Genomic DNA, 15343 nt, shown 5'->3' on the forward strand with positions numbered 1-15343 from the left:
GGCCGCACGGCGGAGGACCTCGTTCTCCTGCTCCAAGAGTCGGATCCGCTTGTTCGCTTCACGCAGCTGCTTGCGCTCGTCCTCGGTGATACCGGGACGGTTGCCGTCCTCGATGTCGGCCTGCTTCAACCAGTTGGTCAGCGAGCCTTCGGAGACGCCGAAGTCCTTCGCGATCTGTGCCAGCGGCGCCTGGCCCTTGCGGGCCACGGCCACGACGTCGTCGCGGAACTCCTTGGGGTAGGGCTTTGCCACGGGGACATCCTTCCGCCTGAGGCCGAAACCTCAGAGGTCAGGTGTCAACCAAACTCGGGGCAGACCCGCAGGAGACCTACGTGCCCGTCACTGCAGCAACGCACGCCCGACTGCAGGCCATCGCCCGGCACAGACTCCGCCCGTCCGTCCCACTGCCTGGCACCGATCAGCCCGACGGACGCTGGAGCCGCGCCGAGATCCAGGCCGCTCTTATCCATCGACCGTCACATCGGAACGCGCCCAGATTGTAGGTCGTTCCTAGGGGGCTGAGCTTGGCCGTTGGCAGCACCTATTGATGCCCACCTACGTCAGCGGTTCACCGACCAGACCTGCAAGCAGGTCATTGGCCCGTTCGACAGCTTCGTAGCCTGCCTCAACCGCAACGTCCTGCTGGCCCGCGTCGCCGCCTTCGAGTAGGTGGACCACACGACACCGACAACGGGTTCGCCTGCCACGCGCGTCCGTTCGAGCTGCGCGACGATCTTCTGGAGCCGACATAGTCGCGCACCCAGTCGGGTGCAATCCTCACGCGCAAATGCGTTGAGTCGACTTCGGGAGGCCTACTCCCGCCCGGCCATGAATCGCCGTGAGAGCGTCGACCACTTGCTTGACCGTGGCCGGGTGGTCGAACCAAGCCACCTCGCCGTTGCCGACAGGTCGGTACTGCAGACCGATGTGGACATCCCGGGGCGCCGCCGACTCGACATCGCGGGTGCTGACGCCCGAGTAGCGCCGATCTGCTGCAGCGGCCACGAACAGAGGACGCGGGTGGCCTCGCTTGGCCTGCCGTGTGCACCTATGCAGTACGACCACCCCTCAAACGGAAGACCCAGATCATGCGCAAGGCACCCGCCGACACGGCCACGAACCCGTACCTGTCGCTCACCGACGCCGCCGAGATCGTCGGCCAGTCCGTGAAGACGCTCCGCCGTCGGATCTCGGCCGGCACCTTGCCGGCGTACCGCTTCGGACCCCGCTCGATCCGGGTCCGCTTCAACGACCTCGAGGCCACCGGCCACCGGATCCCGAGCGCCCGGACCGGCGAGTGAGCCCAGGTACATCCGATGCATATCCGATGCAAGGTCCAACGAGAAGGGCCTCCGACTTGCGTTTCCGCAGGTCAGAGGCCCTTTTCTTCGGTGGGCGATACTGGGTTTGAACCAGTGACCTCTTCCGTGTCAAGGAAGCGCGCTACCGCTGCGCCAATCGCCCAAGTCTTGAATTGTTGTTCGGGTTGGAGGTGGGTACGGGATTTGAACCCGTGTACACGGATTTGCAGTCCGTTGCCTCGCCTCTCGGCCAACCCACCGCGGAGGCTGTGCACCTCAGAGCGGACGACGAGACTCGAACTCGCGACCCCAACCTTGGCAAGGTTGTGCTCTACCAACTGAGCTACGTCCGCATGCTGCCGTTCGGCCCTTGCGGGCTGTCCTGGCAACGACGAGAACACTAGCGGACCACCCAGACGCCGCCAAATCGGGGTCGGCGGGGGCGTGATCCACGCTCACCAACCCCACCGGCCTCGACCGAAACAGCAGCCCCACCTCACTAGAGTGAGGGCCATGCGCGCCTGGCTCGACGGACACCTGCTCGACGACCCGACCTCCCCCGCCCTCCGCGTTGACGACCATGGGGTGACCGTCGGCGACGGCGTCTTCGAGGCGCTCAAGGTGATCGACGGGCTCCCGTTCGCGCTCGACCGGCACCTGGAGCGGCTGCACCGCTCGGCCGCCGGCCTCGGGCTCGGCCCGGTCGACGACGCGGCGCTGCGCCAAGGCGTCAAGGAGGTCCTGCTCGACCCACTGCCGCTCGGCCGCATCCGGATCACCGTCACCGGCGGACCCGCCCCGATGGGCTCGGGGCGCGGCGACAGCGCCCCGACGGTGATCGTCACGGCCGACGTACTCACGCCCTTCCCGCCCGAGACCTCCGTCATCACCGTCCCGTGGCCGCGCAACGAGCGCGGGGCGCTGGCCGGCCTCAAGACCACGTCGTACGCCGAGAACGTGATCGCGCTCGCCGAGGCCAAGCGCCGGGGCGCGACCGAGGCGGTGTTCGCCAACACCGCGGGCAACCTGTGCGAGGGCACCGGCACGAACGTGTTCTACGTCGTCGACGGCGAGCTGCGCACGCCGTCGCTGGCGAGCGGCTGCCTGGCCGGGGTGACCCGCGGCCTGATCATCGAGTGGTACGGCGCCCGGGAGGTCGACGAGCCGATCGAGGTCGTCGACCGCGCGAGCGAGGTGTTCCTGGCCTCGACCACCCGAGACGCGCAGGCCGTCGTGCGCTGGAACGAGCGCGAGCTCGCGCCCGGCCCGGTCACGCAGGCGGTGCTGGACGTCTGGCGGAACCGGGAGCCGGAGCTCCTCGGTCACTGAGCGGGCAGGGGCGCGAGTTCACTCGGCGTCAGCGCCGAGCAGCGCCGCGATGAGCCCGTCCATGTCGAGGTGCTTGTCCTCGGCGCCGACCGGCACGAGCTGGAAGGTGCGCGCGAGGAACGACTGCAGCGCCAGCGAGTCGGCCTGCGCGATCAGCCGGCCGTCCGGCGAGCAGAAGTCGAGGATCGTGACCGCGCGGGCGTCCTCGTCGATGCTCGGGTAGACCTTGACGTCGCCGTCGCCGGTCGGTGCCGCGAGGCCCTGCAGCAGCAAGGTGCGCGACACGACCCACTCGACGTCACCGGAGGCGGAGTGGAAGACCAGCGAGACGGCGTAGGGGTCGTCCGGGCGGTAGCCGAGCGTCGTCGGCACGTCGACGACGCGGCCCCACGGGTCGATGCAGGAGAGCATCACCGGCCGGGTCAGACCACTGTCGGTGCGGTGTATCGGCTGCTGCGTCATCTCTACTGATCCCCCTTGTTGGTTTCGCCCTCGCTCTGATAACGAGACGGAAGCCCGGAGGATCCGGGCGGAAAGTCACCAGTTTTCGTCCTTGAGTGGCGCGGCACAGGACAGCGGTACCCAAGACCGGCCGGAATGTGAGTCCCGCGCGGCGATGCGCTAGTGTTACCGACCGCATCACCGGTCCCACCGATGACGCGAACGATGGGTGATTGGCGCAGTGGTAGCGCGCTTCGTTCACACCGAAGAGGTCACTGGTTCGAACCCAGTATCACCCACAACACAGCCCCCTGACCTGCGGAGACGCAGGTCAGGGGGCTCTTTCGCTCCGTCAGCCGAGGCGCACCCGGGGCCCGAGCGGCAGCGCCGGCGTGGCCGCGGAGACCTGGCCGGCGTCGACCGCGCCGACGTCGGCGATGTCGATGGTGCCGTCGGCCTCGGCCTCGTCGGTCATCGGATCGAAGTCGTCGTCCGCCATAGTGGCGACCATCGACGGGGTCGTGATCAGGGCGGCACCGGCCTGGGCCCAGCGCGGGGCGCCGAGGCAGCGGCGCGGGATCACCGCCATCACGAGGCCCTTGGCCGGGCGGAACCGCATCCACAGCCCCGGGCAGGCGACGATGTCGGCCTCCCCGCGGGTCATCACCGCCATCCGCATGCCGATGTCGGCGGTGCCGTTGAAGAAGTACGTCGGCCCGGTCGGCCCCGTCCTCACCTTCGCGATCATGACCGCCTGCTCGAGCGACAGGTGGCGGGCCTGGATCCTGATCCGGACGTTCTTCGCGCCGTGCGAAGTCGTGACGGAGACGATGTCGCCGTTCGGGCCGGCGACCTTCGTCGGCGTCTCGGCGGTGAGCGAGTAGACGTCGTCGGTCGTGTCGCGGACCGTCTTCGAGGCGGCGGAGGCGGCCGGGGTGCTGGTCAGGGCCACGCCGACGACGCAGGACAGGACCCCGAGGGTGCGCGCGGCGCTGGCGCGCAGGGAGGTGGGCATGACGCGGACCCTAGTGACTCACCGGGCTCCGCGGCGGCGAACACTCCGCATCCGGGGCCTCAGAGCCGCAGGACCCGCCCGGCGATCACGAGGTGGACCTCGTCGCAGACCGCCGCCACCTGCTGGTTGACGGTGCCGAGCAGGTCGCGGAACAGCCGCCCGGAGCGGTACGCCGGCACCACCCCGAGGCCGACCTCGTTGGTCACCAGCACCACGTCGTGCCGCGCGCTCGCGACGGCCGCGCCGAGGCGCGCCAGCTCCTCATCCACGACCGCGGCGACCTCCGCCGACGGCGCCTCCCAGAGCCCAGCCGCGTCGATGGTCGCCGTGAGCCACGTGCCCAGGCAGTCCACCAGCACGGGGCCGACGGCCGCCGCGATCACAGTGGCCACGTCGGTCGTCTCGTGGGTCGTCCAGTGCGCCGGCCGCGCGGCGCGGTGGGCCGCCACGCGGGCGGCCCAGTCAGCGTCGTCGGCAACGGGCGACGGTCCCGGGGCGACGTACGCGACCGCGGCATCGGGCGGCAGCAGCGACTCCGCGTGCCGTGACTTGCCGGACCGCACTCCCCCGGTGACCAGCGCCCTCATCCGCCCAGCCCCCACTCGGCGAGCGTGCGGCAGCCGTGGTTGGCGTACCACTGCAGGCTGATCCGGTCGGCCCGGCACCGCGCGGGCACGAGGTCACCGAGCGCGACGCGCGTCTCCTCCACCGTCACGCCGCCGAGCAGGTGGTCGAGCGTGAGGTGCGGGACCGGCTCGAAGGCGCCGTCGTAGGGCGCGCACTGCGGGAAGGCCGCGACCAGCTCGGCGGTCAGCGCCGCGAACGGCGGGGCGGGCTGCGGCGTGAGGTGGATGGTGCCGCCGGCGAAGACGTCGAGCTCGGCCAGCACGAAGTCGAACGGCCCGGTCGCGGCGGCCAGCTTGGCCACCCGGTCCAGGTCGTCGTCGCTCGGCTCAGCCAGCCACGGCGCCAGCAGCGTGATGTGCGCGTGCACGAACGACGGGTCGGCGGAGAGGAACGAGTCGTCGTAGTGACGGGTCCGCTCGACGACGTACGGCTCCAGCTGCGGCACGGGCACGACGAGCACGCTGTGCCCCTGCTCCCGACCCATGGACGACAGCCTAGGGTCACCTCTCGTGACGCAGACGCCCGCCGACCTGCCCCCCGATCTGCTGAGCCACGCCCTGGCCGCGACCGGATTCATGCCGCCGGAAGAGGGCGAGCTCCTGTTCCGGTACGCCGTCCAGCGACTCCCCCACGGCCCGGCGCTCGAGGTCGGCACCTACTGCGGCAAGTCGGCCGTCTATCTCGGCGCGGCGGCGCGGGAGGCCGGCGGGACCGTCTTCACCGTCGACCACCACCGTGGCTCCGAGGAGAACCAGGCCGGCTGGGAGCACCACGACCCGACCCTGGTCGACCCGGAGACCGGGCTGATGGACACGCTGCCGGTCTTCCGGCGCACGATCCAGCGCGCCGGGCTCGAGGACGTGGTCGTCGCCATCGTCGGGCGGAGCACCACGGTCAGCCGCTGGTGGGCGACGCCGCTGTCGCTGCTCTTCATCGACGGCGGCCACGGCGAGCAGCCCGCGCGCGACGACTACGCCGGCTGGGCTCGCCACGTCATGCCGGGCGGGCTCCTGATGATCCACGACGTCTTCCCCGATCCGGAGGACGGCGGCCGGCCGCCGTACGAGCAGATCTACCTGCCGGCCTTGGCCAGCGGCGACTTCGAGGAGGTCGAGGCGCTCGGCTCGATGCGGGTGCTGCGGCGGCGCTGAGGCGTGAGTCGACGCTGTCGAGCGATCGCGGGACAAGCATCGGGGCGGCTGCCTAGCCTGGGCACATGTCGGGATGGACGGGCTCCAGCGGTGTGGAGCCGCGCGACGCCACCCTCGCCTCCGACGCCGACCGCGACCGGGCCGTCCAACAGCTCTCCGAGGCGTTCGCGCAGGGCCGGCTCGCGACCGCCGAGCTCGACGAGCGCACGAGTCGGGCGCTCGCCGCCCGCACCTACGGCGACCTCGACCAGGTCCTCGCCGGCCTCGGCGGCCTCGAGCTCGCGACGAGGCGACACCCGGCGCGGACCGTCGTGCTGTGGCTCGCGACCGTGCTGTTCTCACCGTTCGTGCTGCTCAGCGGGCTGTTCGTGCTGTTCGGCGGCGACATGACCACCCGCGTCATGGGCATGATCTTCCTCGCGCTCACCGGCACGCCGCTGTACTGCGTGTGGCGCTGGTCCCGCGCCACGCCCTGACGCTCAGCGCTCCTGCGCCACCGACGCGCAGCCGCACTCCAGCGCCAGCTCGGGGAACGCCGGCGCCAGCGAGGTCCCGCGCATGATCCCGGAGCCGGGCGTGCAGCCGCCGTACCGCTCCCCCAGCGCGTCCACCGCGAGCACCACCGCAGCGGCGGTGAAGGTCGTCTGCTCCTGGGGCCAGTAGACGTCGGGGTTGTCGTTGGCGTAGCCGGGCTCCTCGAAGACCCAGCCGGTCCAGTAGGAGCCGTTCTCGTGGCGCAGGTGCTGCATCTCGCGCAGCAGCCCGAGCGCCCGCTCGTGCTCGCCGACGTTGTCCAGCGCCATCGCGAGCTCGGACGTCTCCGCCCCGGTGACCCACGGGTTGGTGTGGACGCAGCGCGCGCCCAGCCCCGGCACCACGAACCGGTCCCACTTCGAGGCGATCAGGTCACGACCGTCCTCGCCGAGCACGGCGCCGCCGAGGACCGGGTAGTACCAATCCATCGAGTACGTCGACTTGTCGGCGAACAGGTCGGCGTGCCGCCTGATCGCATGACCCAGCCGCCCGCCCGCGAGCTCCCAGTCGGGCTGCGGCTCGTCCACCAGGTCGGCGAGCGCCACGCCCGCGCGCAGCGAGTGGTGGATCGACGAGCAGCCGGTCAGCAGGCAGAAGTCGTCGACGGGCGTCCAGGCGATCCCGCCGAACGGCTGCTGCAGCGAGACGACCCAGTCCAGCCCGGCACGGACGGAGGGCCACAGCTCGTGCACGAGGCCGAGGTCGCGCCGCACCAGCCAGTGGTGCCACAGGCCGACGGCGAGGTACGCCGACATGTTGGTCTCACCGCGGTCATCCTCGACCTCGCCGGCCACGATCTTCATCGGCCACGAGCCGTCCGGCTTCTGCAGGGTCGGCACCCAGCGCAGTGCCCGCTCGGCGGCCTCGACCTCGCCGCCGACGAGCAGCGCCATCGCCGCCTCGACGTGGTTCCAGACGTCGACGTGCCCGCCGGTCGTCCACGGGATCGCACCGGACGGCTCCTGCACGGCCGCGATCGAGGCGGCCGTGCGGGCGACCTGCTCCGCGGACAGCACGCCGTCGACGTACGGCACCGCCACCTGCTGCGTCACGAAGCGTCCGGCTTGTGGAAGTAGAGGACCATGCTCTTGCCGATGAGCGGGTCGAGCACCTTGCCGGCGAGCTGGAGCGCCTTGGGGTTCTTCATGATCTCCCAGACGAGGAGCTTGTGGTACGCCTTGGCGAGCGGGTGGTCGTCGTTGCGGACGCCGACCGCGCACTTGATCCACCAGTACGGCGAGTGCAGGCCGTGCGCGTAGTCCTTGCCGTCGAAGACGAGGCCGGCCTTGACGACCTTGTCGCGCAGCTCCTCCTCGGTGTAGATCCGGATGTGGCCGCCGGGGTTGTTGTGGTACTCCTCCGACAGCTTCCAGTTGACGATCTCCGGGAACCAGCGCGGGACGCTCACCGCGAGCGTGCCGCCCGGCCGCAGCACGCGGACCAGCTCGGCGATCGCCTGGATGTCGGCCGGGATGTGCTCGAGCACCTCGGCGGCGATGATGCGGTCGAACTCACCGTCGCCGAAGGGCAGCGCCAGGGCGTCGCCCTCCTTGACGTCGGCCTCCGCGCCCGCGGGGACCTCGCCGGCGTCCTTCATCGCGGCGAACCACTCGCGCACCTTCCCCAGCTCGTCGGTGTCCTGGTCCAAGGCGATCACGTCGGCGCCCCGGCGGTAGGCCTCGAACGCGTGCCGTCCGGCGCCGGCGCCCATGTCGAGCAGCCGCTCACCGGGCTGCACCCCCAGGCGGTCGAAGTCAACGGTGAGCACGGGTGGCCTCCTGGGAGTCGGAAATGAGGTCTTCGAGTACGGCGGCGGTCTGCTCGGCCACCGCGCTCCAGCTGAACAGCTCGCGGACCCGCAGCCGGCCCGCCTTCCCCATGGCGGCCCGTCGCTCGGGGTCGTCGAGCAGCGCGGCGATCGCGGCGCCCAGCGCACCGACGTCGCCGGGCTCGACGACGTCGGCGCAGAGCCCGTCGGGGCCGACCACCTCGGGGATCGCGCCGGCCCGGGACACCACCAGCGGCGTCTCGCAGGCCATCAGCTCGGCAGTGGGCAGCGAGAAGCCCTCGTAGAGCGACGGCACGCAGGCCAGCTCGGCCGACCCCATCAGGGTGACCAGCTCCTCATCGGTGAGGCCGCTGGCGAAGCGGACCCGGTCCGCGATGCCCAGCCGGTCGATGAGCCGCTCGGTGACCCCGCCCGGCTTGGGCTTGGTCACGAGCACGAGCTCGAGGTCGCGCTCGGTGACGAGCTTGGCGAAGGCCTCGAGCAGGACGGAGATGCCCTTCAGCGGCGCGTCGGCGCTCGCCATCGCGAGCAGCCGACCCGGGACCCGCGGTCCGGCCGGCGGGGTGAACCGGTCGTCGACGCCGAGCAGGACGGTGGTGATCCGGGCCTGGTCCACGCCGAACTCGCGCACGACGTCGTGGCGCGACGACTCCGACGGGGTGATCACCGCCCGCATCCGCGGCGCGACCCTCTTCTGCATCCGCAGGAAGCTGTACCAGCGCCACACGCCCAGCTTCTTCATGACCCAGGGCGCCGCCCGGAGCTCGATGCGCCGGTCCATGGTGATCGGGTGGTGGATGACCGAGGCCAGCGGGAGGCCGAGCCGCTCCACCTCCAGCAGCGGCGTGGCGAGCGTCTGGTTGTCGAGGACGACGTCGAAGTCGTCGACGCGGTCGCGCAGGAGCCTGACCACCCGGCGGGCGAAGGTGAGCGGCTCCGGGAACGCGCCGCTGCGCATGCGCAGCCACTCCTCGACGTCGACCAGGTCGCGGAACTCGCTCGGCCGGGGGTTCCGGAACTCGTCGCCGGGCCGGTAGAGGTCGAGGCTCGGGACCTTGGTGAGGGCGACCCCGTCGTCGAGCTCGGGGTAGGGCTGACCGGAGAAGACCTCGACGGTGTGCCCCTGCTCGACGAGCGCCCGGCTCAGCCGCTGGACATAGATCCCCTGGCCACCCACGTGGGGCTTGCTGCGGTAGGACAGCAGCGCGATCCGCATGTCGACCCTTTCACGGCCCCGAACGAGAACGGGTTGTCTACTAGCAGGTAGCCAGCGCGGCCAAGCGTAGCTGCGGCGCTGTCACGCCTCGCTGGAGTGTCCGGGGAAGACGTGCGCCGCCGGGTCGATCACCGCGGCGGCGTTGTTCACGGCGGTGGCGGCCTCGCCGAAGCCGACCGCGATCAGCCGCACCTTGCCCGGATAGTCGGTGACGTCCCCGGCAGCGAAGACCCGCGGCACACTGGTGTGCATCGCGTGGTCGACGACGATGTGCCGCTTCGACGTCTCCATCCCCCACTCCTGCAGCGGCCCGAGGTCGGCCACGAACCCGAGCGCGGCGATCACCGCCTGCGCCTTGCGGGTCACCGGCTCGCCGGCCACGGACAGGTCGACCTCCTCGACCACCGGGTCGCCGCGCAGGGCGGTCACCTCGGCGTGGGTGATGATCTCGACGCCGGCCGCGCGGACGGCCGCGACGGTCCGCTCGTGGGCGCGGAACGCGTCACGGCGGTGCACCAGCGTGACCGAGGCCGCGACCGGCTCGAGGTGCTGCGCCCAGTCGAAGGCGGTGTCGCCGCCGCCGACGATGACGACGTCCTTGCCGGCGTACGGCGCGAAGGAGGGCACGAAGAACTCCAGCCCGCACCCCAGCCAGCCGTCGCCGGCCGGCAGCGGGCGCGGCGTGAACTTGCCGATCCCCGCCGTCACGAGCAGCGCCTTGGCGACCACGACGCCGCCGTCGTCGAACCCGACCCGCAGCTCGTCCTCGCGGTGGTCGAGGCTGGTCGCGGTGCGCCCCAGCAGGTACGTCGGCTCGGCCGACGCGGCCTGCTCGACGAGCGCCTCCACCAGCTCGCGGCCCCTGATCGACGGGAAGCCCGCGACGTCGAAGATGGCCTTCTCCGGATACATCGCGGTGATCTGGCCGCCCAGCTCCGGCAGCGAGTCGGCCACCGCCACCCGGAGGCCGCGGAACCCGGCGTAGTAGGCGGCGAACAGGCCGGTCGGTCCGGCTCCGACCACGAGCAGATCGGTGTCGACGTGGGGGCCAGGCCGATCGGAGGCGGTCACCTTCGCGATCCTGCCGTTCCCGCGTCCGCGGCTCAAGGGGCTGGGGATCTAGGGTTGGCCGCGTGGAGCAGTCCAGGACGAGGCACGCCGGGCAGGTCCTGCGCGCCCACCCGTCGGCGATCCTGCTGGCCGGCCAGCTGGTGGTGGTGCTGAGCTGGCCGTTCCTCGACGGATCGACACCGGGCCGCGCGTCCCTCGGCGTCATCCAGCTCCTCGTGGTGCTCAGCGCCGTGGCCGCCGTACGCCTCACCCCCGCGCTGACCTGGGTGGCGCTCCTGCTCGGCGCGCCGGCGACGGTCTTCGCCGTCTGGGAGGCGGTCTCCCCCGGGTCCGACTGGGTCGTGCTGACCTCGGCGATCTTCCACGTGCCGTTCTACGGCTTCGTCTCCTACGCGATGATCCGCTACCTCTTCGACGACGACCGGATCACCCGCGACGAGATCTTCGCGACCGGCGCCGCGTTCACGGTCGTCGCGTGGGGCTTCGCCTATCTCTACGCAGGCGTCCAGGTCGTCTGGCCGGGCTCGTTCGGCCCGCACCGCGACTGGTACGAGCTGCTCTTCCTGTCCTTCAGCACGATGAGCAACACCGGCCTGTCCGACCTGGTGCCGAGCCTGGGCCACGCCCGCTCGGTGGTGATGGTCGAGATGGTCGTCGGCGTCTTCTACATCGGCCTGGTGATCGCCCGCATCGTCGGCCTCGCCGGCCGGCCGCGGGCCTGACCGCTCGGCCGGCTCGGCGGCGGGATCGGCGGCGGGATCGGCGGCGGGATCGACGGCGGCTAGCATCGACGTCCGATGGGCGGCGAACGGACGCGGGCGCAGGGTCTCGCACTGGTGCTGGGCGTCACCGTCGTCGCGAGCGTCGTCTTCCAGCTCGCCGGCCTGCCGTCGGCGGTCATGTTCGGCTCCCTGCTCGGCGGCATCGTCCATGCGTTGACCTCCGAGACCGACCTGCGGCTGCCGCCGTCCTCCTTCCGCCTCGGCCAGGCGTTGGTCGGCGTGATCGTCGGCTCCTCCGTCAGCCTCGACGCGCTGCGCGCCATGGGCCACCAGGCGGTGGCGATCGGGCTCGTCACGGTCGGCACGACGCTGATCAGCCTCGCGGCCGGCGCCCTGCTGGCGCTGCGCCGCGACGTCTCCCGCGTGACCGGCGCGTTCGCGATGATCGCCGGCGGCGCCTCCGGCGTGGTGGCGCTCGCGCGTGACCTCGGCGCGGACGACCGGGTGGTCACGGTCGTGCAGTACCTCCGGGTCCTGCTCGTCCTGCTGATGATGCCGCTCATCACCACCGTCGTCTTCCACCCCGAGCACGGGGTCGGGACGCTCGGGACGGAGCAGACGCACCTCGGCCCCGACCTCGCGTACGTCGTCGCGACACTGGTCGTCGGCGTCGCCCTGGCCCGGCTGATCCCGATCACCAGCTCGATCCTGCTCGCACCGCTGGCCGTGGGTGCGGTGCTGGCGTCGTCGGGCTGGCTGGGCACGGTCGAGGTGCCCGTGCCGCTGCAGTGGCTGGCCTACGCGCTGATCGGCGTCCAGGTCGGGCTGCGGTTCACCCGGTCGAGCGTCGCCTCGATCACCCGGATGCTGCCGGTCGTCGTCCTGCTCATGGTCGGCATGATCGTCGCGACCGCCCTGATGGGGTCGCTGCTCGCGCTGCTCACCCCGGTGGACGGGCTGACCGCCTACCTCGCGACCACGCCGGGCGGGCTCTTCGCCGTGCTCGCCACCGCGGCAGACTCCGGGTCCGACACCACCTACGTCATGGCGGTCCAGCTGGTCCGGCTCCTGGTGATCCTGGCCTTCACGCCGCTGCTGGCCCGGATGCTCGGCCGCGGGGTGCGGGACTGAGCCGGTCGACCGGACCGGTCACGCCTCCGGCGTACGCGCCGTCGTGACGAGCGACGAGCGGGAGATGACGGCTCGGGTGCGGCGGCGGTAGCGCACGATCTGCGCCAGGCCGACGGCCCAGAGCAGGTATTGCAGCGACATCGCCCAGCCGAACGCGTCGGGGGTGTAGGCCGAACCGCTGCCCGGGGTGCGCCAGTCGAGGACCCAGCCGATGGCGAGCACCAGGAGCAGGGTCGCGATGAAGCCGCCCTGGTTGACGATGCCGCTGGCGCTCGCGAGCCGGTGGCCGGGGTTGACCGTCCGCGCGACGTCGAAGCCGATCATCGACGCCGGCCCGCCCGTGCCGACCACGATCACCAGCAGCGCGATCAGGCCGAGCGGTGCGTCGCCCGGCCACAGCAGCACGGCGGTCCAGACGACGACCTCGCCACCGATCACCCACAGGCTCAGGGTCGAGCGGTGCCACGGCTCGCGGCCGATCGCCCAGCCGAGCAGCGGCCCGACGAACATGACCGTGAGCGTCATCAGGGTCAGCAGCAGGCCGGCCTCGTGGTCCGTGCGCCCCTCCCCGCGGACGAAGAACGGCAGCCCCCAGAGCAGGCCGAGCGCGTTGGCGCTGAAGGGGGTCGCGAAGTGGATCCAGAAGCCGAGCCGGGTGCCTGGGTGGCGCCACGACTCACCGAGGCCGCGCAGGATCTCGCCGAGGGTCTGGCTGACGCCGCGCACGTTCGGCCGGCCGGGTGCGTCGTGCAGCAGGAAGAGCCCGACCAGCGCCACGACGGGGCCGGCCAGCGACGCGCCGACGTAGGCCTTCGTCCAGCCGAGGTTGCTCAGCGCCCACGTCATCGGGATGGCCGCGACGATCGCGCCGAGCTGGCCGACCGTGCCGCACAGGGTCGTCATCAGCGGGATCCGCCGCAGCGGGAACCAGGCGGCGATGATCCGCAGCAGGCAGATGAAGATCATCGAGTCGCCGATGCCCACGCCGATGCGCGCGACGAGCGCCAGCGAATAGCTCTCGGCGAACGCGAAGCCGCTCTGCGCGACCGCCATCACCAGCGTCCCGGTCAGCATGACCGTGCGCGGCCCGAACCGGTCGACCAGGATTCCGACGGGGACCTGCATGGCGGCGTAGACGATCAGCTGGAGCGTGGTGAACGTCGCCAGCTGCGCGGCCGAGATCCCGAACCGGTCCGCCGCAACCAGGCCGGCGACCGCGAGCGAGGAGCGGTTGAAGACGGCGAGGAAGTAGGCCGCGATGGCGATCCCCCACACCAGCCAGGCACGCCGTCCGACGGTCTCACTCACTCCCGCGAGGGTACGCCGGTGACGCGCCTCACTCGGCGGCGCGTCCGGGCGTAGTCTCGCGACCATGGCCGAGCCGGTCGAGGAGGGGCGCCGGGCGTACGACGCCCGCCTGTGGCCGACGTGCGTCGCAGCCCTCTCCGAGGCCGAGCAGGAGTCCGCGCTCGAGCTGTCGGACCTGCGCCGGCTCGCCGTCGCACTGTTCCTCACCGGAGACCCCGTCCGGAGCCTGGACGTTCTCGCGCGTGGGCACCGTGCCGCGCTGGCCCAGCGCCAGTGGACGGCCGCCGCGGAGACGGCGTTCTGGCACGCGTGGACGCTCTACATCGCCGGAGAGCACGCCCGCGCCGCGGGCTGGCTCGCACGCGCCTGCACGATCGCCGAGGAGCACGACGTGGATGAGGCGGTGGCCGCGTTGCCGGCCACCGTCGAGGCGCGCCACCTCGTCGAGACGGGGAGGTCGGAGGAGGCTCTCGCGCTCGCGACGCAGGCAGTGGCATCAGGTCGTCGGCTCGACGCGCCGGACCTGCACGTCCTGGGGCTGCTGGGGGCGAGCATGGCGCTCATCCGGCTCGGTCGCGGCGCTGAGGCGATCCCTCGGCTCGACGAGGCGATGGCGACCGTCGAGGCCGACGAGCTGACGCCCACGGTCGCCGGTCTGGCCTACTGCGCGGTCCTCGCGGCCTGCCTGGCCCTGCATGACGTCCAACGCGCCGCGCAGTGGACGACCGCGCTCGCCGGCTGGTGCGAGACACAGTCGGGCCTGGTGCCCTACCGCGGCCAGTGCCTCGTCCACCGCACCCAGGTGCTCACCCTCGAGGGGGCGTGGCCGGCGGCCGACGCCCAGGGTCGGATGGCCTGCGCCGCGCTGGTCGGGCCACCCCAGGGCGACGCGTGGTACCACCTCGGCGAGCTGCAGCGGATGCGCGGTGACTTCACGGCGGCCGAGGACGCCTACCGTCGGGCGAACACCGCGGGCCGCCAGCCCGAGCCCGGGCTCGCCCTGCTCCGGCTCGCCCAGGGCCGGGCCGAGGTGGCCGCTGCCGGGACCCGCCGGCTGATGGGGGAGCCAGGCCGCCTCGACCGGCCCGACGTCCTGGTCGCGCACGCCGAGGTGATGACCGCCGTCGGCGACCTCGACGCCGCCCGGGAGGCGGTGGAGGAGCTGGCCGCACTGGCCGGGCGGCTGGACTCGCCGGTGCTCACCGGGCGTGCGGCCGCGCTCCAGGGCGCGGTCGTGCTCGCCGACGACCAGCCGGCGCTCGCGCTCACCTGCTTGCGCAAGGCTGTCCACGTCTTCACCGAGCTCGGGCTCCCCTACCTCGCTGCACGGGTGCGCCCCCAGATCGCCCGGGCCCTCGACCTCCTCGGTGACCCCGAGGCCGCGGCCTTCGAGCGCGACGCCGCCCGGGCCGTCTTCGAGTCGCTCGGTGCGGCGGCCGACGCAGCGGCGCTGCGCGGTGAGGAGAGCCGCCCGGACGGTCTGACCGCCCGCGAGGTCGAGGTCATCCGGCTGATCGCCTCGGGCCGCTCCAACAAGGCGGTGGCCGAGACGCTGGTGCTCAGCGAGAAGACCGTCGCTCGCCATCTCGCGAACATCTACACCAAGCTCGCCATCTCCTCCCGCTCCGCCGCCACCGCCTACGCCTACGACCACGGGCTGGTCGGGTGACCCTGCACAATTCGAACCATCGGGCCCGTGGCCGCAATG

At 71.9% G+C, this 15343-nt stretch carries 17 protein-coding genes and 4 tRNA genes; 8 read left to right on the forward strand and 13 right to left on the reverse strand.

Features of this window, described 5'->3' with window-relative positions; translation table 11 throughout:
* On the reverse strand, positions 1 to 252 hold a 252-nt coding region (locus BM236_RS04765), incomplete at its 3' end, for a transposase (RefSeq protein WP_217645233.1).
* 836 nt (positions 253 to 1088) lie between these two features.
* On the opposite strand from BM236_RS04765, the gene BM236_RS04770 reads away from it, so the two are divergent.
* On the forward strand, positions 1089 to 1301 hold the full coding sequence (locus BM236_RS04770; protein WP_091120867.1) for a helix-turn-helix domain-containing protein: 213 nt from the start codon (positions 1089 to 1091) through the stop codon (positions 1299 to 1301).
* Between the two features lie 91 nt (positions 1302 to 1392).
* On the opposite strand, the gene BM236_RS04775 is transcribed toward BM236_RS04770, so the two are convergent.
* The 3 genes from BM236_RS04775 to BM236_RS04785 all read right to left on the reverse strand — a co-directional run bounded on the left by BM236_RS04775 (position 1393) and on the right by BM236_RS04785 (position 1654).
* Positions 1393 to 1464: transfer RNA gene (locus BM236_RS04775), tRNA-Val, on the reverse strand.
* 23 nt (positions 1465 to 1487) lie between these two features.
* Positions 1488 to 1561, reverse strand: a tRNA-Cys gene (locus tag BM236_RS04780).
* A 20-nt stretch (positions 1562 to 1581) separates the two neighbouring features.
* Positions 1582 to 1654 (reverse strand) — tRNA-Gly (locus BM236_RS04785).
* A gap of 160 nt (positions 1655 to 1814) precedes the next feature.
* Here BM236_RS04785 and BM236_RS04790 point away from each other — a divergent pair.
* Complete coding sequence (locus tag BM236_RS04790) at positions 1815 to 2630, forward strand: aminotransferase class IV (protein WP_091120869.1); 816 nt, start codon at positions 1815 to 1817, stop codon at positions 2628 to 2630.
* An 18-nt stretch (positions 2631 to 2648) separates the two neighbouring features.
* On the opposite strand, the gene BM236_RS04795 is transcribed toward BM236_RS04790, so the two are convergent.
* Positions 2649 to 3092: an SsgA family sporulation/cell division regulator gene (locus BM236_RS04795; RefSeq protein WP_245750138.1), complete on the reverse strand. Its 444-nt coding sequence runs from the start codon at positions 3090 to 3092 to the stop codon at positions 2649 to 2651.
* Between the two features lie 206 nt (positions 3093 to 3298).
* On the opposite strand from BM236_RS04795, the gene BM236_RS04800 reads away from it, so the two are divergent.
* Positions 3299 to 3370, forward strand: a tRNA-Val gene (locus BM236_RS04800).
* Between the two features lie 53 nt (positions 3371 to 3423).
* On the opposite strand, the gene BM236_RS04805 is transcribed toward BM236_RS04800, so the two are convergent.
* The 3 genes from BM236_RS04805 to BM236_RS04815 are packed head-to-tail and all read right to left on the reverse strand — an operon-like array spanning position 3424 to position 5197.
* On the reverse strand, positions 3424 to 4086 hold the full coding sequence (locus BM236_RS04805) for a hypothetical protein (RefSeq protein WP_091120874.1): 663 nt from the start codon (positions 4084 to 4086) through the stop codon (positions 3424 to 3426).
* Between the two features lie 59 nt (positions 4087 to 4145).
* Entirely contained in the window at positions 4146 to 4673 is a 528-nt protein-coding gene (cobU, locus tag BM236_RS04810) for a bifunctional adenosylcobinamide kinase/adenosylcobinamide-phosphate guanylyltransferase (RefSeq protein ID WP_091120876.1), read from the reverse strand.
* Complete coding sequence (locus BM236_RS04815) at positions 4670 to 5197, reverse strand: 2'-5' RNA ligase family protein (protein WP_091120878.1); 528 nt, start codon at positions 5195 to 5197, stop codon at positions 4670 to 4672. The genes cobU and BM236_RS04815 overlap by 4 nt, the downstream gene beginning before the upstream one ends.
* 25 nt (positions 5198 to 5222) lie before the next feature.
* On the opposite strand from BM236_RS04815, the gene BM236_RS04820 reads away from it, so the two are divergent.
* Together BM236_RS04820 and BM236_RS04825 are read left to right on the forward strand one after the other, a co-directional pair.
* Complete coding sequence (locus BM236_RS04820) at positions 5223 to 5864, forward strand: class I SAM-dependent methyltransferase (protein WP_245750139.1); 642 nt, start codon at positions 5223 to 5225, stop codon at positions 5862 to 5864.
* A gap of 65 nt (positions 5865 to 5929) precedes the next feature.
* On the forward strand, positions 5930 to 6340 hold the full coding sequence (locus BM236_RS04825; protein WP_091120882.1) for a DUF1707 SHOCT-like domain-containing protein: 411 nt from the start codon (positions 5930 to 5932) through the stop codon (positions 6338 to 6340).
* Between the two features lie 3 nt (positions 6341 to 6343).
* Here BM236_RS04825 and BM236_RS04830 read toward each other — a convergent pair whose 3' ends face one another.
* The 4 genes from BM236_RS04830 to BM236_RS04845 all read right to left on the reverse strand — a co-directional run bounded on the left by BM236_RS04830 (position 6344) and on the right by BM236_RS04845 (position 10474).
* Positions 6344 to 7450, reverse strand: a complete 1107-nt coding sequence (locus tag BM236_RS04830) for a prenyltransferase/squalene oxidase repeat-containing protein (protein ID WP_091120884.1) — start codon at positions 7448 to 7450, stop codon at positions 6344 to 6346.
* Complete coding sequence (locus BM236_RS04835; protein ID WP_091120886.1) at positions 7447 to 8166, reverse strand: class I SAM-dependent methyltransferase; 720 nt, start codon at positions 8164 to 8166, stop codon at positions 7447 to 7449. The genes BM236_RS04830 and BM236_RS04835 overlap by 4 nt, the downstream gene beginning before the upstream one ends.
* Positions 8153 to 9403 carry a glycosyltransferase family 4 protein gene (locus tag BM236_RS04840; protein ID WP_091120888.1) on the reverse strand — a complete coding sequence of 417 codons (1251 nt, stop codon included), beginning with the start codon at positions 9401 to 9403 and terminating at the stop codon, positions 8153 to 8155. Before BM236_RS04840 ends, BM236_RS04835 begins: the two co-directional genes overlap by 14 nt.
* Positions 9404 to 9484: 81 nt before the next feature.
* Positions 9485 to 10474: an NAD(P)/FAD-dependent oxidoreductase gene (locus tag BM236_RS04845; RefSeq protein ID WP_091120891.1), complete on the reverse strand. Its 990-nt coding sequence runs from the start codon at positions 10472 to 10474 to the stop codon at positions 9485 to 9487.
* Positions 10475 to 10536: 62 nt separating this feature from the next.
* Between BM236_RS04845 and BM236_RS04850 the strand changes: the two genes are divergently transcribed.
* Both BM236_RS04850 and BM236_RS04855 read left to right on the forward strand, forming a co-directional pair.
* Positions 10537 to 11196: an ion channel gene (locus tag BM236_RS04850; RefSeq protein WP_091120893.1), complete on the forward strand. Its 660-nt coding sequence runs from the start codon at positions 10537 to 10539 to the stop codon at positions 11194 to 11196.
* A 75-nt stretch (positions 11197 to 11271) separates the two neighbouring features.
* Positions 11272 to 12327, forward strand: coding sequence for an AbrB family transcriptional regulator (locus BM236_RS04855; protein WP_091120895.1), 1056 nt, complete (start codon positions 11272 to 11274; stop codon positions 12325 to 12327).
* Between the two features lie 18 nt (positions 12328 to 12345).
* Here the strand turns inward: BM236_RS04855 and BM236_RS04860 are convergent, their stop codons facing one another.
* Positions 12346 to 13635: an MFS transporter gene (locus tag BM236_RS04860; RefSeq protein ID WP_245750140.1), complete on the reverse strand. Its 1290-nt coding sequence runs from the start codon at positions 13633 to 13635 to the stop codon at positions 12346 to 12348.
* A 64-nt stretch (positions 13636 to 13699) separates the two neighbouring features.
* Between BM236_RS04860 and BM236_RS04865 the strand changes: the two genes are divergently transcribed.
* Entirely contained in the window at positions 13700 to 15304 is a 1605-nt protein-coding gene (locus tag BM236_RS04865) for a LuxR C-terminal-related transcriptional regulator (RefSeq protein WP_091120899.1), read from the forward strand.
* Positions 15305 to 15343: the final 39 nt, after the last annotated feature.

Origin of the sequence: Nocardioides terrae (genome assembly GCF_900112345.1) — a bacterium.
GTDB classification, from domain to species: Bacteria; Actinomycetota; Actinomycetes; order Propionibacteriales; family Nocardioidaceae; genus Nocardioides; species Nocardioides terrae.